The 23,435-nt window shown below is 37.5% G+C and carries 20 protein-coding genes; 16 read left to right on the top strand and 4 right to left on the bottom strand.

Annotation, left to right across the window (positions count from 1 at the left end):
- The first annotated feature begins 32 nt into the window (after positions 1 to 32).
- The 12 genes from AC07YC_RS13495 to AC07YC_RS13440 all read left to right on the top strand — a co-directional run bounded on the left by AC07YC_RS13495 (position 33) and on the right by AC07YC_RS13440 (position 12,371).
- Positions 33 to 509 carry a low molecular weight protein-tyrosine-phosphatase gene (locus AC07YC_RS13495; RefSeq protein ID WP_494919633.1) on the top strand — a complete coding sequence of 159 codons (477 nt, stop codon included), beginning with the start codon at positions 33 to 35 and terminating at the stop codon, positions 507 to 509.
- A 187-nt stretch (positions 510 to 696) separates the two neighbouring features.
- Entirely contained in the window at positions 697 to 1,416 is a 720-nt protein-coding gene (locus tag AC07YC_RS13490) for a YebC/PmpR family DNA-binding transcriptional regulator (RefSeq protein WP_008175214.1), read from the top strand.
- 70 nt (positions 1,417 to 1,486) lie between these two features.
- Positions 1,487 to 2,782: an arsenic transporter gene (locus tag AC07YC_RS13485; RefSeq protein WP_494919632.1), complete on the top strand. Its 1,296-nt coding sequence runs from the start codon at positions 1,487 to 1,489 to the stop codon at positions 2,780 to 2,782.
- Positions 2,783 to 2,858: 76 nt separating this feature from the next.
- On the top strand, positions 2,859 to 4,607 hold the full coding sequence (locus tag AC07YC_RS13480) for a methyl-accepting chemotaxis protein (protein WP_494919631.1): 1,749 nt from the start codon (positions 2,859 to 2,861) through the stop codon (positions 4,605 to 4,607).
- A 216-nt stretch (positions 4,608 to 4,823) separates the two neighbouring features.
- Positions 4,824 to 6,566, top strand: coding sequence for a methyl-accepting chemotaxis protein (locus tag AC07YC_RS13475; RefSeq protein ID WP_494919630.1), 1,743 nt, complete (start codon positions 4,824 to 4,826; stop codon positions 6,564 to 6,566).
- A 78-nt stretch (positions 6,567 to 6,644) separates the two neighbouring features.
- Positions 6,645 to 7,220: a YdcF family protein gene (locus tag AC07YC_RS13470; RefSeq protein WP_494919629.1), complete on the top strand. Its 576-nt coding sequence runs from the start codon at positions 6,645 to 6,647 to the stop codon at positions 7,218 to 7,220.
- Between the two features lie 77 nt (positions 7,221 to 7,297).
- Positions 7,298 to 8,995 (top strand): M3 family oligoendopeptidase, encoded by a 1,698-nt coding sequence (locus tag AC07YC_RS13465; protein ID WP_336635569.1) that lies wholly within the window; start codon positions 7,298 to 7,300, stop codon positions 8,993 to 8,995.
- A 209-nt stretch (positions 8,996 to 9,204) separates the two neighbouring features.
- The gene (locus tag AC07YC_RS13460) at positions 9,205 to 10,302 is read left to right on the top strand and encodes an AI-2E family transporter (RefSeq protein WP_008175205.1); all 1,098 of its coding nucleotides are present in this window, start codon (positions 9,205 to 9,207) and stop codon (positions 10,300 to 10,302) included.
- Between the two features lie 11 nt (positions 10,303 to 10,313).
- On the top strand, positions 10,314 to 10,937 hold the full coding sequence (locus AC07YC_RS13455; protein ID WP_494919628.1) for an NUDIX hydrolase: 624 nt from the start codon (positions 10,314 to 10,316) through the stop codon (positions 10,935 to 10,937).
- A gap of 130 nt (positions 10,938 to 11,067) precedes the next feature.
- Positions 11,068 to 11,529 (top strand): hypothetical protein, encoded by a 462-nt coding sequence (locus tag AC07YC_RS13450; protein WP_036223454.1) that lies wholly within the window; start codon positions 11,068 to 11,070, stop codon positions 11,527 to 11,529.
- 23 nt (positions 11,530 to 11,552) lie between these two features.
- A complete protein-coding gene (locus AC07YC_RS13445; RefSeq protein ID WP_012295856.1) occupies positions 11,553 to 11,744 on the top strand; it encodes a hypothetical protein in 192 nt (63 codons plus the stop codon).
- An 18-nt stretch (positions 11,745 to 11,762) separates the two neighbouring features.
- Entirely contained in the window at positions 11,763 to 12,371 is a 609-nt protein-coding gene (locus AC07YC_RS13440; protein ID WP_336635566.1) for an alpha/beta hydrolase, read from the top strand.
- Positions 12,372 to 12,411: 40 nt separating this feature from the next.
- On the opposite strand, the gene AC07YC_RS13435 is transcribed toward AC07YC_RS13440, so the two are convergent.
- The 3 genes from AC07YC_RS13435 to AC07YC_RS13425 form a co-directional block, all read right to left on the bottom strand.
- Positions 12,412 to 14,523, bottom strand: coding sequence for an MMPL family transporter (locus AC07YC_RS13435; RefSeq protein ID WP_494919627.1), 2,112 nt, complete (start codon positions 14,521 to 14,523; stop codon positions 12,412 to 12,414).
- 106 nt (positions 14,524 to 14,629) lie between these two features.
- On the bottom strand, positions 14,630 to 15,646 hold the full coding sequence (locus AC07YC_RS13430) for an inorganic phosphate transporter (RefSeq protein ID WP_036121178.1): 1,017 nt from the start codon (positions 15,644 to 15,646) through the stop codon (positions 14,630 to 14,632).
- Between the two features lie 21 nt (positions 15,647 to 15,667).
- Entirely contained in the window at positions 15,668 to 16,288 is a 621-nt protein-coding gene (locus AC07YC_RS13425; protein WP_008175190.1) for a DUF47 domain-containing protein, read from the bottom strand.
- Positions 16,289 to 16,710: 422 nt separating this feature from the next.
- On the opposite strand from AC07YC_RS13425, the gene AC07YC_RS13420 reads away from it, so the two are divergent.
- Positions 16,711 to 17,397: an ABC transporter ATP-binding protein gene (locus AC07YC_RS13420; RefSeq protein ID WP_025117546.1), complete on the top strand. Its 687-nt coding sequence runs from the start codon at positions 16,711 to 16,713 to the stop codon at positions 17,395 to 17,397.
- Position 17,398: 1 nt separating this feature from the next.
- The gene (locus AC07YC_RS13415; RefSeq protein ID WP_336635564.1) at positions 17,399 to 18,718 is read left to right on the top strand and encodes an ABC transporter permease; all 1,320 of its coding nucleotides are present in this window, start codon (positions 17,399 to 17,401) and stop codon (positions 18,716 to 18,718) included.
- Between the two features lie 272 nt (positions 18,719 to 18,990).
- On the opposite strand, the gene AC07YC_RS13410 is transcribed toward AC07YC_RS13415, so the two are convergent.
- Positions 18,991 to 20,151, bottom strand: coding sequence for a class I SAM-dependent methyltransferase (locus AC07YC_RS13410; RefSeq protein ID WP_494919626.1), 1,161 nt, complete (start codon positions 20,149 to 20,151; stop codon positions 18,991 to 18,993).
- Between the two features lie 189 nt (positions 20,152 to 20,340).
- On the opposite strand from AC07YC_RS13410, the gene putP reads away from it, so the two are divergent.
- Both putP and hflX read left to right on the top strand, forming a co-directional pair.
- Positions 20,341 to 21,828 (top strand): sodium/proline symporter PutP, encoded by a 1,488-nt coding sequence (gene putP, locus AC07YC_RS13405; protein WP_241605067.1) that lies wholly within the window; start codon positions 20,341 to 20,343, stop codon positions 21,826 to 21,828.
- Between the two features lie 137 nt (positions 21,829 to 21,965).
- On the top strand, positions 21,966 to 23,252 hold the full coding sequence (gene hflX / locus AC07YC_RS13400; RefSeq protein WP_336635561.1) for a GTPase HflX: 1,287 nt from the start codon (positions 21,966 to 21,968) through the stop codon (positions 23,250 to 23,252).
- Positions 23,253 to 23,435: the final 183 nt, after the last annotated feature.

The raw sequence follows: 23,435 nt of genomic DNA, 5'->3' as shown, positions 1-23,435 counted from the left end.
TTTGGGTGCTTTGTTGTAGGAGGATAATCGTAATGATTCAAGTACTTTTTGTTTGCTTAGGCAATATTTGTCGCTCGCCAATGGCAGAGGCGGTTATGCGTGAGCTGGTGAGAAAAGAGGGGATAGACGATAAAATTGCTGTGGATTCTGCCGCAACAAGCTCATGGCATATCGATGAACCTCCTCACCGAGGCACACAGGATAAGCTTAGAGAATATGGTATTTCTACAATAGGAATGGTAGGTCGACAGCTTCAAAAGGCTGATGTAGAAAAATTCACATACATTATTGGTATGGATGAGAGCAATATTCGCAATATCAGAACAATCTTAGGTAACCCTACTTCACCAAAGATTTTTCGTTTTTTAGATTTAACAGAGCATCGTAAAGACGTTCCTGATCCTTATTACACAGGGGATTTTCAAGAAACCTATGATTTAGTGCTAGAAGGTTGTACGGCATTACTAAATAAAATTAAAGAGGAATGGTTATCGAAGGATGCTAAATAGCGTAAATTTTTACAGCTATTGCTACAGAAAAAATAGGCATAAACATTGGTATATCTAGCTTTGTAAGCATCATTATGTTATTATTTGCAGAGTAAAGATACGATAAGTATTTAATTACCATTTTAAGATGTGCAACTGCATATCTATTATTTTTTATAAATCTATCCTTTGAAAGAGAGTGGAAACAATGGGTCGTAAGTGGAATAACATTAAAGAGAAGAAAGCGTCTAAAGATCAAAGCACTAGCCGTATCAATGCTAAATTTGGGCGAGAAATTTATGTGGCAGCTAAATCGGGCGAACCAGATCCAGAGTCAAACCGTGCACTTAAAGTGGTGCTTGAACGTGCAAAAACATATAGTGTTCCTAAACATATAATAGAAAAAGCCATCGATAAAGCAAAAGGTGGCGGTGACGAAAACTTTGATGAATTACGTTATGAAGGTTTTGGTCCAGCTGGCACAATGATTATCGTAGATGCTTTAACAAACAATGTAAATCGTACAGCATCTGATGTGCGCGCAGCATTTGGTAAGAATAACGGAAATATGGGTGTTAGTGGGTCTGTCGCGTATATGTTCGATTCTACTGCAGTTATCGGTTTAGAAGGTAAAACAGCTGATGAAGTGCTAGAAATTTTAATGGAAGCAGATGTAGATGCTCGTGATATTCTGGAAGAAGAGGAAGCGGTTATTATTTATGCAGAACCGGATCAATTCTTTGCTACACAAGAGGCATTAAAGGCTGCTGGCATACAAGAATTCACTGTAGCTGAGCTTTCTATGCTACCGCAGACTGAGGTAACATTAACTGGCGACGATGTTGCAAAGTTCGAAAAATTAATCGATGCATTAGAAGATTTAGAAGATGTTCAAAATGTCTTCCACAATGCTGATTTAGGTGAATAATCCAATATATTATTGATTGAGTAAACCAGTAGCACATAAAGCTACTGGTTTTTAATTAGGGAGGAAAATCATGCAGACTGCATTAGCGATTATTTTGTTTTTAGTGACTTTATTTTTTGTTATTGTACAGCCACGTAAATTATCGATTGGTTGGTCAGCCTGTATAGGAGCTGCCATCGCACTCATAATTGGAGTAGTTACATGGCAGGATGTGCTGGAAGTAACAGCAATCGTTTGGAATGCTACTTTATCGTTTATTGGTATTATTTTAATTTCCCTAATTTTAGATGAAATCGGCTTTTTTGAGTGGGCTGCCCTGCATATGGCACGACTTGCTAAAGGAAGTGGTATACGTTTATTTGTGTATATTGCTTGCTTAGGAGCGATAGTATCAGCGCTATTCGCTAACGATGGGGCGGCATTAATATTAACACCCATTGTTTTAGCAATGGTTAGAAAACTGGATATGACGGAAAAAATGATTTTCCCATTTATTATTGCTAGTGGCTTTATAGCAGATACAACATCCTTACCCTTTGTTATTAGTAATTTAACAAATATTGTATCAGCAGATTTTTTTGAGATAGGCTTTATGGATTATGCGATTCATATGGTTGTACCGAACTTCTTTTCTTTAATTGCAAGTATAGCTGTACTGTATGTGGTTTTTCGTCGTTCCATACCACAGTGCTATTCTCTCGAAGCAGTTGAACAACCTAAGCAGGCGATTAGAGACCCGAAGTTATTTGCGATATCTTGGTACGTAATAGTAATTTTACTAGTGGGGTTTGTAGTCGGCGAAATGTTCCACGTTCCAGTGTCATTTATTTTATGTAGTGTAGCCGCTATTTTCTTATGGCTGGCAAATCGTAGTTCTTTTGTAGAAACAAAGAGAGTTGTCAAAGGGGCACCGTGGAATATAGTGTTCTTTTCCATTGGTATGTATGTGGTTGTTTACGGCCTGAAAAATGTAGGGATGACAGGTATACTAGCTAGTTTACTAGAACATGCTGTGCAGCAAGGATTCGTTGTAGCGACCATGACTATGGGATTTGTAGCTGCCGTTTTATCAGCAGTCATGAACAATCTACCAACAGTCATGATTGATGCATTAGCAATCTCTGAAACAAGCGCAACAGGCATGATGAAAGAGGGACTCATTTATGCCAACATAATTGGTACTAATCTTGGCCCAAAGATGACTCCAATCGGTTCTCTTGCGACATTAATATGGCTTCATATTTTAGCTCAAAAAGGAATTAAAATTAGCTGGGGGCAATATTTTAAGTTCGGTATAATTCTCACCGTTCCGACATTATTCGCTACTTTAATTGCATTAGTTGTTTGGATATCGTTATTAGCATAGTTTTATTGTCGAAATAGTGCAAATAATAGTACAATAGTTAATAGATTAACTTAGTAGTATGTTAAAGGAGGTAAGCATGCGAGCAACAGGTAAATTAAGTAATAGAATCGTGTTGATGTCATTTGTTATGTTAGTAGCTTTGTTAGCATTTTTTATTGTCACAACGATCTACACAGCAAAATCATCCGTCAATAAAACAATGGGTGCACAGGCTGTCGCTGTAGCAGAAAACATGGCGAAACAATTAAACCCAGAGGACTATGAACAACTATCAAAGGACCCAAGGGAATCAAATTTATATTGGCAGCTAAGAGAAGAACTGAATGATTTGCGTGAAATAAACGGGGTCCTGTATGCCTATACGTTTGCCGTTCCACAGGAAGATCAAAAAGTTCGATTTTTAGTGGATGGTATGCCAGCAGATGACGAAGAAAATGCAGGTGTTATAGGAGAGGAGTCTTCTTCTACATTATATAAAGATATTGAAAAAGTAATGGATACAGGAAGCTATTACTCTAATATTTTACATAGCGGTTTTGGGGATTATTTGTCTGGTACAGTACCATTAAAGGATGCATCAGGAAATATTGTGGCGTTTATAGGGGTAGATATAGAGGCTAACGAGGTAAGTGGTGTAACGAATGCTGTATTGACAGCCATTTTGCCAGCATTAATTGTAGTAATGTTAGTTTTAACAGGAATTGTTATGTTTATAATGTACCGTTACATAAATCAAGCACTAAAGCCATTGGAAAATTTAGGGGACGCGGTGTCAAGTTTTGCACAAGGGGATATCGCAAAGGCCACAATGGAGGTTGAAAAAATCCAGCTAAGAGGGAAAAATGAAATTTCTATGTTTGCACGAGCTTTTCAGGAGTCCTTACAAAAATTAAAAGAAACATTCCAAACTATTCAGCAACAAACATTTGCCCTACAAAGTGTTGTGAAAAAGATTGATGAAACTACACAACATGTTGAAACATCAAATGCTCAAATTGCTGATCGTATAGTTGAAATCGCTGCTGGTAGTGAGCAGCAACAGCAAAATAATCAAGAAGTTGTCTTAACGATGAATGAAATGTCGATAGGTATTCAAAGACTGGCTGATACAACTTCTGAGATTGCTGAATCATCCTCAACGATGACGGGCCTAGTGGAAACTAACGTGAATCATTCTCAAGAGGTCGTATCTCAAATTCAAAACGTGGAATCCTCCGTTTTACGAACGGCTAAACATGTTGAGGAAATGGGAGATCGATTCGGCTCTATTGAAGAGATGGTAACAATTATTACGAGCATTGCTGACCAAACCAACTTACTGGCATTAAATGCGGCGATAGAAGCAGCGAGAGCGGGGGAGGCTGGTAAGGGGTTTGCAGTCGTTGCAGATGAAGTACGGAAGCTTGCTGAACTATCTAAAGCATCAGCTGATGAAATACATACACATCTGAAAAGCTTTAAGTCCATTACAGAACGAGCACTACATGAAATGTCTGGTAGTGCGGTCGATGTACAAGCAGGTAATAGGGCTGTACAACGTATTGGTGAAAGCCTAGAACAAATATTAGAATCAGTTGTTGAGGTAAACAATAAGATTCAGGATGATTCAGCTGTCATTGAAGAAATGTCAGCGGGCTCTGAAGAAATATTAGCTACTACAGAGCAGATGAATGATATCGCTCAGCATAGTGTGCAAGGAACAAAAGAAGTAGCAATGGCTTCAGACTTACAAGTAACAATGGTTTCAGAATTAAATGAAGTTGTAGCGATGTTAGATCAAACATCTAAAGAGGTAACGGAAACAATCAATACGTTCAAATTATGATCATTGTAAACTATTTTTCTATGAGAAGAAGACTTGTAGAAAAATAGTTTTTTTATGCTAGTTGGAGAAAAATAAAAATATAATGAGCATGGATTTGTCGAAATAAACCAAATTAGAGGAATTAATTTGCGTTTTATCCATTGCGGAAACTTCCAAATCATAACATAATATAAGTTAATATACTCTTTGAACGAGAAGAATAAGGGGGGCTAAAGTATGAGTTTTTTACGTTCGATACAGGGGAAACTAGTCGTTATTTCATTGGCACTACTAATTATTCCAAGTTTAATAATTGGCGTGGTTAGTTATAGTAAGGCGAAGAATGGTATGGAGGATATAGGCGAGCAAGTCATTTATAATAGTGTTCAATCTGCTTTGCAAATAATTGAACTCGCCAATGAAAGTGTTGAAAAGGGAGATATACCTTTAGAAGTAGCACAGGAACGGGTACGCGAGGCTTTCTTGGGACCTAAGGATAGTGAAGGGAAGCGGCTGATTAATTATCCAGGTGACTTGGGGGAATACGGCTATATCTATGTATTAGATGATAAGGGAACATTAACAACACACCCTACTCGAGAAGGTGATAATCTTTGGAACGATCAAGACAGTAGTGGAAATTACTTTATTCGGGAAGTAACTGACCGAGCATTGGATGGCGGAGGTTTTACTAAATACGAATTTGAGCTACCAGGCCAGAATGTATTGGCGGATAAAATTATTTATTCAGCAAAAGATCCACATTGGGGATGGATTATTGCATCAGGTACATATATGCAGGATTTTAATGCAGAGGCAAACTCGTTACTAGTAGTCATTGGTTTGACGTTAGTGGGTTCTATTATCATAGGTGTTTTGGTTGTTATTTTAGTATCTAGGCATTTGGCATTACCGGTCAAAAAATTATCGCAACGCGTACGTGAGGTAGCAAAGGGTAATTTAACTGTAGATATTGAGCATTTACAGCGTACAGATGAAATTGGTCAGTTAAATGAGGGCTTCAATGAAATGGTTGATCAATTAAAAACACTAATTTCAGATGTAGAAGAAGCAATTGTAGAAATTCAATCGACATCGTCAAATTTAACCGCGGTTGCTGAAGAAACAAATGCTTATGGCGATGAAATCGTTAAAGCTATTAATGAAGTATCGAATGGCGCCGTAAAACAAGCATCAGAGGCGGAAGATACAAATCGAACAGCTACTGAGTTTGCTCAACAAATTGAAGGATTGCACGATAAAAATGAATTAATGCTAGACGCATCACAACATATGCAAAAATCAAATGAAGAGGGTATCGTTAATATCGCTAGTTTAAAGGATAAGTCGCAGGAATCTTCCATACTTATTCAGAATATTCAGTCCGTTTTTGGGAGTTTAATCGTGAAGGTACGTGAAATTGAAGGCATTGTAGGAACAATTACGGAGATCTCTGATCAAACCAATCTCCTGGCTCTAAATGCATCTATTGAAGCTGCACGAGCTGGTGAACATGGCAAAGGATTTGCTGTGGTCGCAGAGGAAGTACGAAAGCTAGCTGATCAAACATCTGTAGCAACGGAGCTAGTACGCACTACCTTAAAGGGGATTGAGAGTGAAACAAATTTAGTCAATGATGAAATGCAGAAAACTCACGTCATTGTAAGTCAACAAAATGATTCTGTCATGGTAACAGAGTCTTCCTTCAAAGAAATCAAAATGGCTGTGGAAAAAATCACTTCAATTATTGGTGATATGACCGATGGCGTAGAATATGTCAATAGCGCTAAGAATGATATGATGAAATCCATTGAAAGTATTGCAATGATTAGTGAAAAAAATGCCGCGGCTTCTGAAGAGGTGACAGCATCGGTAGATGAGCAACAACGAGCGATTCAGCTTATTAGTGAATCTTCCAATGATTTAACAGATGAGATTACAGCGTTACAGGAATCCATTAAACGCTTTATTTTAAGATAAAATTATTGAGGGTGCTTGGTAATCAAGCATCCTTTTTTTCTGTAGTCACGTTAATAAAAGGTAAGGGAGGGTTTACTTGTGAAAAAATGGTTGATTAGAGTAGGTGTTGTTCTAATAGTTATAGCAATTGTCCTCTATATTTGGTTGGGAAAAGAAATTGAACGTGGGGTGGAAGCAAATGCAAATGGCTCGGCTAATTATATGATCATACTGGGAGCGAAAGTAAAACCAGGGGGTGTACCATCACTTTCTTTAAAAAGTAGATTAGAGGTGGCCGTCCCATATTTAGTAAAGTATCCCCAAGTAAAGGTTATTGTGTCAGGGGGACAAGGACCCGATGAAGATCGAACGGAGTCATCCGTGATGAGAGATTATCTCGAGCAAAATGGTATAGATGCTACGAGAATTATCGAGGAGGATCAGTCCACCTCCACGTATGAGAATTTAGTATTTTCTAAAGAACTTTTACCAAAGGCAACAAAGAAAATTACGATTATTTCAAATGACTTCCACCTAAAACGTGCGAAATATTTAGCCGAGTCTTTAGATTTTGAAGTAGATGTAGTGTCAGCTAAAACGCCAAAGTCAGTAGAAGCTAAACTAAAAATAAGAGAGCGAGCGGCATTACTAAAAACATATATTGTAGGTTATTAAAAAATTGTTTCTTAATAGCTAAGATTTGACATATAATAGAAATATCACGGGGTATATGACAGAAAGAGGGGACTTCAATGAAAACGTTTAAAGACTATGAGTACAACCGTCCACATGTTGCGGGGATGAAAGAGCAACAATTAGCGCTCGTCGACCAATTTAAAAAAGCGCAATCGATGGACGAACAAAGTAGCATCATTGAAAAATTAAATGCAATCAGTAATGACTTTGCTACAATGGCTAACTTAGTGTATATTCGCGCATCGATCGATACAAACGATGAATTTTATCAAGCAGAGCGCGACTATTTCGATGAAGTTAGTCCTGAGCTAGAAGAAGTAACAACGGAATATTATAAAGCATTGATTGCCTCACCTTTCCGTGAGCAACTAGAAGAAAAATGGGGTCAACAATTATTTGATCTCGCTAACTATCAAATTAAAGGGTTCTCACCAGCAGTCATTGATTTGATGCAAAAAGAAAATAAGCTAGCTTCTGAGTATAATAAGCTTGTAGCATCTGCACAAATCGAATTTAATGGTGAGACTTTAACACTTGCTCAGCTTGGACCGTTTGCAGAGTCTACAGATAGAGCTACGCGTAAAGAAGCAACAAATGCACGCTTTGGTTTCTTTGCGGAGCATGAAGCTGAATTTGATCGCTTATACGATGAACTTGTAAAAGTACGCCATGAAATTGCGGTTAAACTTGGCTATAACAACTATGTTGAGCTTGGTTATGTTCGAATGAATCGTATTGATTATAACGCTGAGATGGTGAAGAAATTCCGTGATCAAGTTCGTGACTTAATTGTTCCTGTAGCGACAAAGCTGTATGAGCGTCAGGCGAAGCGTATTGGGATTGACGATTTAAAATTCTCTGATGAAGCACTGAATTTTTTATCAGGCAATGCGACGCCAAAGGGTGATCCAGAATGGATTGTGGCGAATGGTAAAAAGATGTATGAGGAGCTATCACCTGAAACGGGAGAGTTTTTCAATTTCATGATTGATCATGACCTTATGGACCTAGTGGCGAAGAAAGGAAAAGAGAGTGGCGGTTATTGTACATTTATCGAAAACTATCATTCTCCGTACATTTTCTCGAACTTTAACGGTACATCAGGTGACATCGATGTGTTAACACATGAAGCCGGACATGCCTTCCAAGTTTATTCAAGCCGTAACATCGGCATTCCTGAATACTTATGGCCAACTTACGAATCTTGTGAAATCCACTCGATGAGTATGGAGTTTTTCACATGGCCATGGATGGAGCTATTCTTTAAAGAAGATACAGAAAAATATAAATTTACACATTTAAGTAGTGGTCTTTTATTCTTACCATATGGTGTTGCAGTTGATGAATTCCAACATGTTATTTATGAAAATCCTACAATGACACCAGCTGAGCGTAAGGCAGCATGGAAGAAAATTGAGGAAACATATTTGCCACATCGTGACTATGATCACAATAGCTACCTTGAAGCAGGTGGAATTTGGCAACGTCAGGGTCACATTTATGCTAGTCCGTTCTACTATATTGATTACACGCTAGCACAAATTTGTGCCTTCCAGTTCTGGAAGCGTTCACGTGAAGACTTTGAAGGGGCTTGGAAAGACTATATTCATCTATGTGGTTTAGGTGGCTCCATGTCATTTACAAAGCTTGTAAAAGAAGCAGGCTTAATTTCACCATTTGAAGATGGCTGTGTCGAATCAGTTATTGGTGAGATTGAGGCATACCTAAATTCTGTAGACGATTCCTCGCTATAACAAATACTGAAATTCGCTACACTTCCACAATTAGTATAGTGGAAGTGAGCGAATTTTTTAGTTTGTTTGAAGGGAGCTTATTAAGTAAACGCGAAATTCTGGTAGTAAACTCGCACAGAAAAAATTGATTGAGTCAAAACATACTAGGATACTTGCGAAATGGTTAATATATCAGTAGTATCTTGAGTAACGGCGATAAAAGGAAGTGAATGAAAGTGACGAGGAAGGTTTGGTTTCAAGTAGGTGTAGGGATACTACTTACACTATTAATTATTAAATATTTTATAGAAATTCATTGGATTTTTTCACCACTAGTGATCATTTTAAAAGCCATTTTTATCCCTTTACTACTTGGGGGTGTCTTTTATTATGTGACTGAACCGATTCAAAGATTTTTAGAAAAGCGTAAATTCCCTAGATGGGCAAGCATATTGACGATTGTGTTCGGCCTCATAGGAATTGCAGGGGTTTTTGGCTGGATTATTGGGAACCCGATTGCCGAGCAGGTCAATAAATTAGTGAAGAATGCCCCTATGATTAGTTCAAGTATTAGTACGAGTATTCAGCAATTAACAGACTATGTACTGCTCAATAAAGATAACTTCCCACAGCAGGTAAATGATGTAATTGAAAAAATGGCGAACTCTGTGCAAGATGTTGCAATGGTGGCGAGTAAAGGGTTTATTTCCTTTTTACAATCCATTGTGTCTGTATCATTATTAGCTGTTTTAATTCCATTCTTCTTTATTTTTATGTTGAAGGATCATGAGAAATTTGCACCATCTATTTATAAATATTTCAGTGGCGAACGTCAGCAATGGGTAAAGAAAACATTAAGTGAAATTGATGATGTTTTACGTAGTTATATTCAGGGCCAACTGCAAATTAGTTTTTTATTAGCGCTTATTATGTATGTGGGTTACTTAATTATTGGATTAGAATATTCGTTACTATTAGTAATCTTTGCATTCTTTATGAATATGATTCCATTTATTGGGCCTTGGATCGCATTTACGCCAGCCCTAATCGTAGCGGTTATTCAGGATCCTATTTTAGTTGTTTGGGTATCCGTTGTGACGCTTGTTGCTCAACAAATTGATAGCAACTTTATTACACCTAACGTGATGGGGAAATCGCTCGATATCCATCCACTAACTGTTATTACAATTATTCTAGCAGCAGGTAATATTGCAGGCTTTATAGGAATTATTATTGCTGTACCATTTTATGCAGTATTGAAAGTTATCGTATCCAATATTTATGATCAACGTAATGCAATTAAGAAAAAAGCGACGAAATCAGTATAGGAGTCGAAAAAATGGAACAAGAAATTGTAAAGGTATTTAATGAACAGCATGAGGAAATTGGGACAGCTACACGATCAGAAGTACATGAAAAAGGGCTTTGGCATGAGACATTTCATTGCTGGCTTGTCAATGAGGACTATATTTATTTTCAAGTACGAAGCTCACAGAAAAAGGATTATCCAGGTTTACTCGATATTACAGCAGCAGGCCATCTTTTAGCTGTTGAAACAGTGGAATCAGGTATACGAGAAGTAAAAGAAGAATTAGGGCTCCAAATAGATGTCCAAGATGTTGTCAAAATGGGCATGACCTCTTGTAGTATCGTTTCTGAAAATATGATTGATAATGATTTTTGCCATGTCTACATATATCCTTTCGAGCATGATTGGAATTCCTTTGCTTTACAATACGAGGAAGTATCAGGTGTAGTAAGAGCAAGACTGAATGAGGCTGAAGCCTTCTTCTTGGGAGAAACAACAACTCTGAATATTGAAGGATACGAATACTTCCCTGATGGTCAACGTGTGAAAATTGTCAGACCAGTTGGAACAGCACAATTTGTTCCTTACCGTGAATTGTATGTTGCACATGTGATCAAATTTGCGCGTGAGAAAATATTTAATCAAACATCCTAATTTGGGTAGGATAAGCTAGGAAATAGCTTATCCTATTTTCTTTGTAAAAATGATGAGAATGTACACAATATAACAGGAAAAAATAAGTTATACTGTTAGATAGATTGTAAAGAAAAGGAGCATTTTTTATATGCTAACATTTGAACAAAAACAAGCAATTATTGAATCATTTTCTGAACTAACGAAAAAGGAAATATCATTAAAACGCTTAAATTATCACTTTATGGACAGTCTTTATGAAAAGACAATTGTAGTTGAAAAGCTACATCCGAATGGCAATGGCTTTATCTTTGTTGGAGATTTATTGCGCTATGAGCAAGAGGCTAGTAAAGGATTAGTAAATATCCGTGATTATGATGAACAACAACTTCGTGAGATTATTGCTGATGCTATTCAATATCTATCTGAAGAGGTAGAGACGGAAGAACCGATTATCGAGATTTGGCATAGTCGAGAGGGTGATCAATTACAGCTAGTATTTGAACAACGTTCTTGGAATGTCTACCATGGGGAAAATCTTGAAGAGGCGTTTGGTACGTATGATGCAGCAAAAGAATATTTGCTAGAAGAAGGCTTTCGTAAAAAGAACTAATAAATACGGGGGATTATCATAAAATGAACGGGAAAAAACTAGTGGGAATTGTTATTGTTGTTGTGATTGTGGCTTGTTTACTATCAGTTTTTACTATAACTAATTTTTATAAAAACCATGAGGAACAACCAAATCGTGAAAATCGCGAAATTAATAAGTCAAAGAGCTTGAATTTAATTTTGCCACAGGCTACAATTATCTCGAATTCAAGATAATCGAGAGGTGGACTGTTAATGAAACACGTTTTTTATAAAGGTACAGACGAAACAAAACCAACTCTATTGTTGTTGCATGGTACTGGTGGTAATGAAGAAAGCTTAATTGGACTTGCCAAGGAAATTGATGATACAGCCAATATATTAAGTGTACGAGGCAATGTATTAGAACATGGAATGCCAAGGTTCTTCCGTCGATTAGCAGAAGGTGTCTTTGATATAGAGGATTTAATCATTCGTACAAAGGAACTGAATGAATTTTTGAACGAGGCGTCACAGCAATATGGCTTTGATCGTCAACGAATTGTAGCTATCGGTTATTCAAATGGCGCTAATATTGCAGCTAGCTTATTATTCCACTACGAGGACGTTTTAGCAGGAGCTATATTACATCATCCAATGGTGCCGAGACGAGGGATTGAGCTACCTAAGCTATCTGCTACCCCTGTTTTTATAGGTGCAGGTACAAATGATCCTATGTGTACAGCACAAGAATCAGAGGATTTAGAGGCTCTTTTAAGTTCGGCGGGTGCGACTGTGACGACGAACTGGTTTGATTTCGGACATCAGCTAACGATTCCTGAAGTTCACGCAGCAAAAGAGTGGTATAACAGAATTTATGCATAGAGAAAAAATCCGCTTCCTTGAACAAGGAGGCGGATTGTTTTTATTTATTTTTCTTTGCGAAAGGAAGCCACCAGTTCCAATCACCAAATAGTTTCATGAGACTTGGTACTAGCATAAGACGAATGATTGTGGCATCAATAGCAACAGCAATGGCTATACCAACACCAATTTGTTTCACAGGCATGACATCCGTGAAGGCAAATGCTCCTGTGATAACAATCATAATGAGCGCTGCTGAAGTAATAATCCGACTTGTGGATGTCAGTCCCTCTATTGTAGCGTGTGTATTGTTGGCGCCTTTTAAATATTCCTCTTGGATACGAGAAATTAAAAAGACTTCGTAGTCCATACTTAAGCCAAAAACTAAACAGAAAACAATAACTGGGATAATCAATACAATTGATCCTGCCTCAATGCCAAAATGTCCGTATTGGAAAATATAGACGAGTATTCCAAAGGCAGAGGAAAGCCCAATAATGTTCATAATAATGGCCTTTAACGGAATTAATACTGAACGGAATGCCAGCATTAAAATAAAGAAAGTGGACACGATGATTATGGCTATCGCTAAAACAATTTTATTAGCAATCTCATCAAATATCTCTTGGTTAAATTTTGCGGGTCCTCCAAGCGCGAATTGTACACCTAAATCTTTATCCATCCAAGTTCGTGCAAATTTTTGGGCAGTCGTGGAAGAGCCAGCTGCATCAATGGTAATTGGGATGAATAGCTTTGTATCTTTTGAAAATGTTTGAATAACCGGTTTTAATTGCTCCGCCACCTGTGGGATTGCTAAAGAAGCAGAGAGTTCCTTAGGTGTTGGAATGTTTGCGGCTGTGTAAATAGTTGAAACATTGGTAACGAGTGGATCTTTTAATAATTTTTCTTGAATAGTGTAAATCAGCTCTCTAGCCTCAGCATCCTCCCAGCCTTCTTTACGTTCAGCTAACAAATATAAAGTAGATGTTTCACCAAGTCCAAACGTTTCATCTAATTTATCGTACGCTACACGTGCATCATATTTTGTCGGTAGGGAATCTACCTGAGGAATTGTTAATTGGATGTCCTTTAATGGGAGCATTCCGATACCAAGTAATAATAATGCAGCGATTACGATAGCTACTGGATGTTTCATGACAAAACCTGCAAAGCTCCGCCAACGATTTGCGCCACCTGGTTTAACACGTAGTAGACGCCATTTATTGAGTCGGTCGCCCAAAAGCATCATTGTTGCAGGGAGTAGGGTTAAGCCAGAAAGAACAGCTAATAGAACTACTATGGTGCCTCCTAGAGCGATATTATGGAATATTTCAACATCAATGACGATCATGGCACCTAAACCAATCATGACACATACTGCAGAAAAGATGATGGAGCGTCCAGCTGTCTGGATGGCAGTTTGAATAGCTTGTGCAATGGATGTGTGGGCACGCTCTTCACGGTAACGATTAATGAGCAATAGTGCGAAATCAATACTTAAAGCAAGACCAAGCATTGGAACAATATTTAAAACGAAAATGGAGAGATTCACGCTACCGCTAAGTAATGTCATAATACCGAAGGCGGTTACAACTGTAACAACTCCAATGATAATTGGCAAAATAGAAGCAATAACCGTACCAAAAGCCAATAATAGGACGATAATGGCGATAGGTAGACCAATGGCCTCAGCAGAAGCTAAATCCTTTTGGCTGGCTGTATTAATGTCAGCAGAAATAACTGGTCCACCCGTAATATGAACGCCGTCTTCTTCAATTAATGAACGGACATCCTCAACGATTTCAGAAAGGTTTTCGGCATCGTTTTTTAAATGGACCATAGCATAGGCAATCCCATCTTTACGTAAAGAAGCGTCCTCTAAAGGTGACTGGATGGAATGTATTTCCTTTATGTGATCGAGTTTATTTAAAGTTTCTTCAATTTTCTTATCCTGAGCTGGATCGAACACAACCAGGATTGTATTGGTTGGTATATCGAAAGTTTCTGCTAGCTCTTTTGTGACATAGTTATGATCCGCTTCAACAAAAAAGCCATCCCCTTGAAGTTTACCGGGAAGCTGTAAAGCAAAATAAGCCATGGCTAGAAAAATAATAATCCACAGGGCTACGATTGCTTTTGCATGTGTGGTAATAAAAGTTGAAAAAGTTTTCATAGTTGTTTATGTATCCCCCCTTTTCAATTAGTTTAAAGGATGTGTCACATTTTGTCGTGTGACAAACTAAAGACTCCTGTCCATTTATTAGACAGGAGCCTTGTTATTAAAAGAATAATGATAGGACGAAATAAATAACGGATGCCATTACGGCTGAAATAGGCATTGTAATAACCCAAGTAGTAACAATCTTGCGGGCCATTCCCCAGTTAACACCACGTACACGCTGTGCAGAACCAACACCCATAATAGATGAAGAAATAACATGTGTTGTAGATACAGGTAGATGGATTAATGTCGCACCAAAAATAACTGTTGCTGACGCTAAGTCTGCCGCTACCCCATTAACAGGGCGAATTTTCATAATTTTACCGCCAACGGTTTTAATAATTTTATAACCACCAATAGATGTACCTAGACCCATAGCTGTGGCAGCAGCAGCACGTACCCAGAAAGGTATTTCATCACCGCTATGCAATCCTCCAGCGATTAAAGCCATTGTCATAATCCCCATTGCTTTTTGCGCATCGTTCGTACCGTGTGTGAACGATTGAATGGCTGCGGTGAAGATTTGCATCGTACGGAAACCTTTATTAGTGCGATATAAGTTAAGGTTTTTAAACCATAATTTAAATAGTGTCATCATAATAAAACCAGCACAAATAGCCAGTATTGGAGAAAACACTAAGGCCATAAGGATTTTAGTAAAGCCACCATAGTTTAATACATCGAAGCCAGCAGATGCGACAGCGGCACCTGCGATAGAGCCAATCAATGTGTGGGAAGAACTTGATGGAATACCGAAATACCATGTAAGTAAATTCCAAATAATAGCTGAAATTAGTGCGGCCAAAATAACGACTGAGCCGGTTGTGTCTCCTTCAAAGGCATTTAAAGAAAACGGATCTACAATGTCTTTTGTTAAAGCTTTAGCAACCCCTACAAAAGTGATAGCGCCGATAAAGTTCATGGTTGCGGCCATGATGATCGCTACACGAGGTGGCAATGCTCGAGTGGAAACCGAAGTTGCAATAGCATTTGCAGTATCGTGGAAGCCGTTGATAAAGTCAAATGTTAGGGCAAAGATGACGACCAGTACGGTTAGTATAATGATTGTATTCATTGTAAAGTGCCCATCTCCTAATTATGCGTTACGCATGATAATTGTTTCCATAGTATTAGCTACGTTTTGGCAATGATCAGCGATATCTTCAAGTTGTTCATATATATCTTTAAATTTAATAAGGCGAATCGGATCTTTTTCGTTTAAAAACAGTTGTTTAATGGAAGAACGTTGTACTTCATCACATTCACGTTCATAGTCTTTAATTAGAATAGCGTGAGGACGCATACCAATTAGATTCTTTTTCTTTAACTCTTCAGTTGCTTTGACAATTTCATCCACACTTTTAGAAATATAGCCTAGGAAAGTGCGCATGGATTCATCAATTTCTGTGAGTGAAAACATTTCAAAATGGGCAATACAATGTTCTGTACCATCTAAAATATCATCCATACGAATGGCAAACTCTAAAATATCTTCACGCTCAATAGGTGTCATAAATGATTTGTTTAGCATTACGATCAGTTCGTGAATGAGCTTATCGCCAGCAGTTTCGTAATTTTTCATTGTAATGCTAATCTCTTTTAGGTCAGCTACACTGTTAATACGAAAATCATTTGCGTAATGCACAGCCTCTCTCATATTTTCAGCAATTTTATGCAATGCAATAAAGAAAGGGTCTTGTTTTTTTGAGTTAAGCATGTAAATCGAATCCTCCTGGATATAAATAAATTAATCGACCTCTAAACTTTACTATCATAACAAAATCTTTAATTTATCTACATAAAAATTTTATATTCGACATAAAAATTTACATTGCTGTAATATACAATTCGTTCACAAAATAAAGGGGGATTAAACTGTCGTTGTTATTAATAGTACAGATAAACCCTTTGTTATTAGGTTTTTTACGGACATCCACACGTGTTTAGCACAGATTTATGTGTGATTTACAATGAAAATCAGTGAAAATAACACTTGAATTGTAAAGGGAATGTAAATTCAATTTGTTTTAGAAGGAGTCTCTCCTTATTCTTAAGAATATCTTCATTTTTATCCTTCCTCTTTATTAAGAATTGTTTTCTACAATGGGAAATGAGTGAGAAAGGAGTGCTTATTAACAAATGATTCAAGTTGAAAACTTACAACATACATTTTTAATTGGAAAAAAAGGGAAAGAAAAGAAGGTTCCCGTTTTAAAAGGCGTGAACTTTGAGGTCAATAAAGGAGAGATTGTAGCAATTGTCGGCAAAAGTGGCTCTGGAAAGTCAACTTTATTACAGGTTTTAGCTGGATTTATGAAGGTGGAGCAGGGTTCTATTAAAGTGAATGGTAAAGAAACAGCGCAACTAAATGAAACAGAAAGCGCAGCATTTCGCTTGAGACAATTTGGTTTCATCTTTCAAAATTTTCAACTAATGCCTGGCTTGACGGCATTCGAAAATATTGAGTTACCCTTGAAGCTACAAGGATTGCGCAAAGCAATGAGAAAAGAAAAAGTGAAAAAAATAATGGACAAGGTTGGTCTAACAGAAGTCGCTGATCATTATCCAAATGAATTATCAGGTGGGCAGCAACAGCGTGTCAGTATTGCAAGAGCGCTCATCACGAATCCTCCTGTATTGTTGGCAGATGAGCCAACAGGAAGTTTGGATTCAGAAACAGAGCAAGATATTTTGATGCTTATTCAAAGTTTAAACCGAGAGTTTGGGTTAACCTTTGTCATTATTACTCATGATGAAGAAGTGGCGACAATCGCACATAGACGCTTCCGTATGTATGATGGCGAACTGGTAAAGGAGGAAGCTTAAGATGTTATTTAAAGACCAAATAGATTTTGTCACGCAGCATATCAAAAAAAATAAATTACGGGTTTTTATGACGGTTCTAGCTGCAACGATGGGCTGTGCTTTCCTTATCGTACTAGCATCCGTAGGTTTTGGACTACAGGAATCTCTACGTAATGAAATTCTTTCAAATGAAACAGTTACAAAAATTCAAGTGTATGGGGATAAGCAATTTACAGAAGATCAGGTTCAAGAAATTAAAAAGATAGATCATGTGGAAACAGTACTTGAAACGGTGGGCATGAATGCCTCTGCACATTCCTTCTTAGGTGATCGGGATTCAACTTCTAGTTTAATTTTGAACGATATGAAGGATTTTGAGCAGGTGAATGGCAAGCTTGCAGAAGGTGTATATCCATCAAAGCCAAATGAAATAGTGGTCGGCTATCATTTTGCACAAACATTATTGAATGAGGCCGATCGCAATGTGATTAAAGAAAAAAGCAAAAAGGCTGAGGCAGATGGTACCTATTATAATGGAAGTGATGAAGGCTATAAAAAATCATTAATTGGCCAGAACATTAACTTATCGCTATTGCCTAACACTGGTAACAATGAGGAAACAGAAAAAATGACCTATACAATTGTTGGTGTCATGGAGAAACCTTCGTATGATTGGATGATTGATAATACTATTCATATGGATATAGCACAAAAGTCAGCATTAGTTGAGAATTTTTCCGCTCTTGGAGATACAACCGAGGAGGAATTGTTTTACTCAGAATTCAATATTTTTGCTGATACATTGGAAAACGTGAAGCCAATTTTAGAAAAACTAAAAGATAATGGCTACAGTGTCTATTCAGTGACGGAGCAATTAGATCAAATGAATGTATTTTTCTTAGTATTAAAAATCGGTTTGATTTTTGTTGGTACGATTGCGGTGCTCATTGCTTCCATCGGTATTTTCAATACGATGACAATGGCGGTGACAGAGCGAACTCGTGAAATAGGTGTATTAAAAGCGATCGGTGCGAGTCCAAAACTGATTCAACGTTTATTTTTAATGGAAAGTACATTTATTGGGCTTTTAGGTACCTTTATTGCAGTTATCATTTCATACGCCATTAGTTTTGCGGCAAATGCAGTGTTACCGTTGATTCTAAAAGCAGCCACGGGAGAAGATGCATTTGCAACAAATGATATTACATTCTCTCTTATTCCATGGCAGCTAGTCGTTATTGCCGCGGGTATTAGTATTGGAGTAGCAATGATTTCAGGTTATCGTCCTGCTCGTAAGGCGACGAAAATTGATGTCATCCATGCTTTACGACAAGAGCTATAATAAGTTGGCTCGCCTTAGACTGTAGAAAAAACCATCGAGAAGTTTTCATTCTCGATGGTTTTTGTTCATTGTTGGTGAATGGCTACACCGAGTATGATCTGTGCTAGTAGGCTGCTCAAACGAAAGTATGAACGGAGTGGATATTCTCGCTCGACCCTGACATGGCAAGCGTCCATCCATCTTGTAAAGCAACAGCTTCATAAATGAAAAAAGACTATAGCCGCACTCAAAATTTTCGAGCTTGTCTATAGTCGAATTGCCTTTTTGTATGGTTATAAATACTCTTTTAACTCCGTTTGTAAAAATGGTGTTGCATGTAATAAATTTAAGAAAGCATCATAGCGGGCACGCTGCTCAACACTTGCTTTTTTTCCTGTTCGGTATGCTCGGATTAAAATATTTTTAGGCGTATTTTCCATATCAATAAATTCAAGAAGCTGTGCTTCATAGCCAACAAGGGACAAGATTTCAGCACGTATGGAATCAGTAGCAAGGGCGGCGAAACGCTCTCGGATAAGACCATGTTGTAACATAATGTCCAAGGAAGGGGTATTTAGTTGACGATTCAATTCATGTTGGCAGCAAGGAACACTTAATATAACGCTTGCGCCCCATTTCACGGCACGGGCTAAAGCCATATCTGTGGCAACATCGCACGCATGCAGTGTTACGACCATGTCTACAGCGGATTCCTCATTATAATCATGAATATCTCCTACAAGAAATTCAAGCTGGTCATAGCCTAGATCCTGTGCTATTCTTGAACACTCTTCAATAACTTCCTTTTTCAAATCTAAGCCTGTTACACGTATATCTAGACCTTTTTCGATTTTTAAATAATGATACAAAGCAAACGTTAAATACGATTTGCCTGATCCAAAATCTAAAATACGAACTTGCCGATTTTTTGGTAAGTAGGATAAAGCATCGTCAATAAATTCGATAAAGCGATTAATTTGCTTAAATTTATCGTATTTTTGTTTTTTAACTTTTCCATCCTCTGTTTGCACGCCAAGTCGGATTAAAAACGGGTAAGGTTGATCGTCCGAAAGTAAGTAATTCTTTTTACGATTATGTGCCAAATTAACTTGCTTAGGTGTACTGGATTGATCGGATTTCCAAAGTACTTTATTCTTTTTGGATAATTGGACTTGTACTTTTTCATCGATAAAATCAACATGGGCTTGGCGATAATCTTCGAAGATAGTCTCCAGCTTAGCGGGAAATTCGGTCAATAGAATATTTTCATGTTTTAAAATTCGTTCATATTGGTATTCAATTTGTATATGATAACTGTCCTTTAACATTAAAGGCTTCAACTTAATGCGTTTAACTTCATTAGATTTCATGCGAGGTTGACTGATTGTGGCCGTAACTAGCTGTTGCTGTAAAATTCTTTCTATGAGATGAGCTTTCATTTCTTCAAATATCATACATTTTCGCCTACTTTATTGTGTAATAGATGGCACTAGTTTAACACATTTTATAACGAACAATGTTTTTGAAAAAATTTTCACAAAAATTCTGAGTAATTATAGGTAGAATTGTATGTTCATGGTATCTTTATGTATAGTATTTCTTTATGAATTGGTGATACTAAAGACTGAATAGGAGGAAAAAGTATGTCAGATAATATGTATCAATTATTAGCAATTATTATTTATATGGTCGCCATGCTAGCGATAGGCTGGTATGCATTCGTTAAAACATCCAATTTAACAGACTATATGCTTGGTGGTCGTTCCTTAGGCCCGGCTGTAACGGCTTTAAGTGCAGGTGCAGCGGATATGTCTGGCTGGCTTTTAATGGGCTTACCCGGTGCTATTTTTTTATCAGGTCTTGTTGAGGCTTGGATTGCCATTGGGTTAACGGTAGGTGCTTATTTAAACTGGTTATTAGTAGCACCACGGCTACGCGTTTATACACAGGTTACCAATGATTCCATTACAATACCGAGTTATTTGGACAATCGATTACGCGATCATACGAAGTTAATCAGAATTGCTTCAGGTATCATTATTTTATTATTTTTCACATTTTATGTATCTTCCGGGATGGTAGCAGGGGGCAAATTTTTCGATAGCTCATTTGGTTATGACTATCATACAGGTTTGTTAATTGTTTCGGCAGTAGTAGTAGCCTATACATTGTTCGGTGGATTTTTAGCAGTAAGTTATACCGATTTTTTACAAGGACTTATCATGTTTATAGCACTTATTACTGTACCACTATTCGGTCTTTTTGTAACAGGTGGGATAGGGGATACAATTACTTCTATTAAAGCAGTTAGCCCAGATCTTCTAAACATGTTACCTGCCACTGCAACAGCAGCCGGTATTATTTCCTCACTTGCCTGGGGATTAGGCTATTTTGGGCAGCCACATATTATTGTGCGCTTTATGGCCATCAGCTCTGTAAAGGAAACAAAGCAGGCTCGTCGTATTGGTATTGGCTGGATGATGTTAAGTTTATTTGGTGCCATTGGGACAGCGTTAGTAGGGGTAGCTTATTATGAACAAAATGCAGGAGAGCTAAAAGACGCTGAAACAGTATTTATTGTACTTGGACAAATTTTATTCCATCCATTTATAGCTGGAATTATGCTAGCGGCCATTTTAGCTGCTGTTATGAGTACCATTTCATCGCAATTAATCGTTACCTCTTCGGCACTTGTAGAGGATATTTATAAAGCACTGTTTAACAAAACAGCAACTGATAAACATTATGTTTTTGTAGGGCGTATGGCTGTTTTAGTTGTTGCGATTATTGCAGCAATTTTAGCCTGGAATCCAGATAGCTCGATTTTAAGTTTAGTTGGTTTTGCATGGGCAGGATTCGGTGCAGCATTTGGGCCAGTCATTTTACTTTCTTTATATTGGAGAAAGTTAACGAATTACGGAGCTTTAAGTGGAATGGTAACGGGTGCTGCAACAGCATTTATTTGGGGGAAAGTTGAATCATTATCAAGTGCCCTATATGAAATTGTGCCAGGCTTCTTTGTCTGTTTAATCGTTGCAGTTATCGTTAGTCTATTGACGTATAGACATAATGAAGAAATTGAAGAAGAGTTTAACCGTTCGGAAGTATTATTAAAAGAAGAAAGAAAATAAGGGAAATGCGCCTTTTCTAAGAGGCGCATTTTTTGAAACGTTTTTCATAACGTTCCGAACATACGGACAGGTGTAATTTATGGTAAGATGAAGAAAATTTGTCGTAGGGTCACCGAGGCTTTGGTGGGAGGTTTCTAATGGATAGAATTAAGGAAGTTGATGTATTAATTGAAAAGGCCATTCTCGTTGGCGTAAATTTACGGAATGATGCGCACTTTGATTATTCAATGGAAGAGCTTCAAAATTTAGCAGAGGCTCTCAATGTGGAGGTTGTAGGGATAGTTACGCAAAATTTAGAGCGCGTGACACCTTCCCATTATGTTGGTACAGGTAAAATAGAAGAAATCAAAAATTTCTATGAAGAAGCACAGGCAAATCTCGTTATTTTTAATGATGAGCTTTCACCGTCGCAAATTCGTAATTTAGAGCGTGATTTAGCAACGAAAGTTATTGATCGAACAATGCTTATTTTAGATATTTTTGGCCGACGTGCGAAAACACGGGAGGCACAAATGCAGGTAGAACTAGCACAGCTTCAATATATGCTCCCGCGCTTAGTAGGCTTACATGCCTCTTTAAGCCGTCAAGGTGGAGGTACAGGTGGTGGCTTTAAAAACCGAGGTGCTGGGGAAACGAAGCTAGAGTTGGATCGTCGAAAAATTGAAGATCAAATAGCGAAAATCAAAAAGGATCTAGAGCAGGTCAAAGATCAACGAGAAACGCAGCGGAAACAGCGTCGAAAAAATGCCCTTCCGGTAGTGTCTATTGTCGGCTATACGAATGCTGGCAAGTCAACGATTATGAATCAGTTGCTGGCAGAAATAGGACAAGAAGAGCATAAACAAGTCTTTGAGAAGGATATGCTTTTTGCTACGCTTGAAACCTCAGTTCGTCAGATAGAGCTACCTGATAAAAAGACATTTTTATTAACGGACACAGTTGGGTTTGTAAGCAAATTACCTCACCACCTAGTAAAAGCATTCCGCTCCACATTAGAAGAGGCACGAGATGCAGATCTTTTATTGCATGTTGTAGATGTTTCTAATTCAGAGCATGGTTTTATGATGGACGTTACAAATGAAACGTTAAAAGCGGTAGGAGTTGAAGGTATCCCAACCATCTATGTTTACAATAAAGCTGATCTTGCCCAAGTGCCTTACCCTGTTGTAAGTGGGGATAACATTTGGGTTTCAGCAAAACAAGGGGTAGGGTTAGAGGAATTAATTCAATTAGTTCGTCAACATATTTTCTCCGATTATGTGTCATGTGAAATGCTCATACCTTATGACCAAGGGAATATTGTTTCTTATTTAAATGAACATGCCTCTGTTTCTAATACAGCATACGAAGAGGGCGGTACTTTATTATCGCTTGAAGTTAAAGAAGCGGATTATGCAAAATATCAGCAATACGTTGTAAATTAATTAAATGAAAAAATAACCTGAAGCATGCCAAAATCTTTTTGGCATGCTTTTTGTGATTAAGGGGAATATAGAATCTAGAACAACAGCATGTACGTATTTTAATAATTTTTAGAAAAGATAGTTTAAATTTGGATAAAAAGTTATAAATCTGAATTTTAAATATTTTAGAATAATTTAATGTTC

This window comes from Lysinibacillus sp. GW247-5R2A, assembly GCF_059424475.1.
The sequence above is the reverse complement of the archived record's forward strand: the minus strand, read 5'-3'. Positions and strand labels throughout refer to the sequence as shown.

What these genes read in the sequence shown, in the direction of transcription:
- AC07YC_RS13495 (WP_494919633.1), top strand. Translation starts at nt 33, where the DNA reads ATGATTCAAGTACTTTTTGTTTGCTTAGGCAATATTTGTCGCTCGCCA.
- AC07YC_RS13490 (WP_008175214.1), top strand. Translation starts at nt 697, where the DNA reads ATGGGTCGTAAGTGGAATAACATTAAAGAGAAGAAAGCGTCTAAAGAT.
- AC07YC_RS13485 (WP_494919632.1), top strand. Translation starts at nt 1,487, where the DNA reads ATGCAGACTGCATTAGCGATTATTTTGTTTTTAGTGACTTTATTTTTT.
- AC07YC_RS13480 (WP_494919631.1), top strand. Translation starts at nt 2,859, where the DNA reads ATGCGAGCAACAGGTAAATTAAGTAATAGAATCGTGTTGATGTCATTT.
- AC07YC_RS13475 (WP_494919630.1), top strand. Translation starts at nt 4,824, where the DNA reads ATGAGTTTTTTACGTTCGATACAGGGGAAACTAGTCGTTATTTCATTG.
- AC07YC_RS13465 (WP_336635569.1), top strand. Translation starts at nt 7,298, where the DNA reads ATGAAAACGTTTAAAGACTATGAGTACAACCGTCCACATGTTGCGGGG.
- AC07YC_RS13460 (WP_008175205.1), top strand. Translation starts at nt 9,205, where the DNA reads ATGAAAGTGACGAGGAAGGTTTGGTTTCAAGTAGGTGTAGGGATACTA.
- AC07YC_RS13455 (WP_494919628.1), top strand. Translation starts at nt 10,314, where the DNA reads ATGGAACAAGAAATTGTAAAGGTATTTAATGAACAGCATGAGGAAATT.
- AC07YC_RS13450 (WP_036223454.1), top strand. Translation starts at nt 11,068, where the DNA reads ATGCTAACATTTGAACAAAAACAAGCAATTATTGAATCATTTTCTGAA.
- AC07YC_RS13445 (WP_012295856.1), top strand. Translation starts at nt 11,553, where the DNA reads ATGAACGGGAAAAAACTAGTGGGAATTGTTATTGTTGTTGTGATTGTG.
- AC07YC_RS13440 (WP_336635566.1), top strand. Translation starts at nt 11,763, where the DNA reads ATGAAACACGTTTTTTATAAAGGTACAGACGAAACAAAACCAACTCTA.
- AC07YC_RS13435 (WP_494919627.1), bottom strand. Translation starts at nt 14,523, where the DNA reads ATGAAAACTTTTTCAACTTTTATTACCACACATGCAAAAGCAATCGTA.
- AC07YC_RS13430 (WP_036121178.1), bottom strand. Translation starts at nt 15,646, where the DNA reads ATGAATACAATCATTATACTAACCGTACTGGTCGTCATCTTTGCCCTA.
- AC07YC_RS13425 (WP_008175190.1), bottom strand. Translation starts at nt 16,288, where the DNA reads ATGCTTAACTCAAAAAAACAAGACCCTTTCTTTATTGCATTGCATAAA.
- AC07YC_RS13420 (WP_025117546.1), top strand. Translation starts at nt 16,711, where the DNA reads ATGATTCAAGTTGAAAACTTACAACATACATTTTTAATTGGAAAAAAA.
- AC07YC_RS13415 (WP_336635564.1), top strand. Translation starts at nt 17,399, where the DNA reads ATGTTATTTAAAGACCAAATAGATTTTGTCACGCAGCATATCAAAAAA.
- AC07YC_RS13410 (WP_494919626.1), bottom strand. Translation starts at nt 20,151, where the DNA reads ATGATATTTGAAGAAATGAAAGCTCATCTCATAGAAAGAATTTTACAG.
- putP (WP_241605067.1), top strand. Translation starts at nt 20,341, where the DNA reads ATGTCAGATAATATGTATCAATTATTAGCAATTATTATTTATATGGTC.
- hflX (WP_336635561.1), top strand. Translation starts at nt 21,966, where the DNA reads ATGGATAGAATTAAGGAAGTTGATGTATTAATTGAAAAGGCCATTCTC.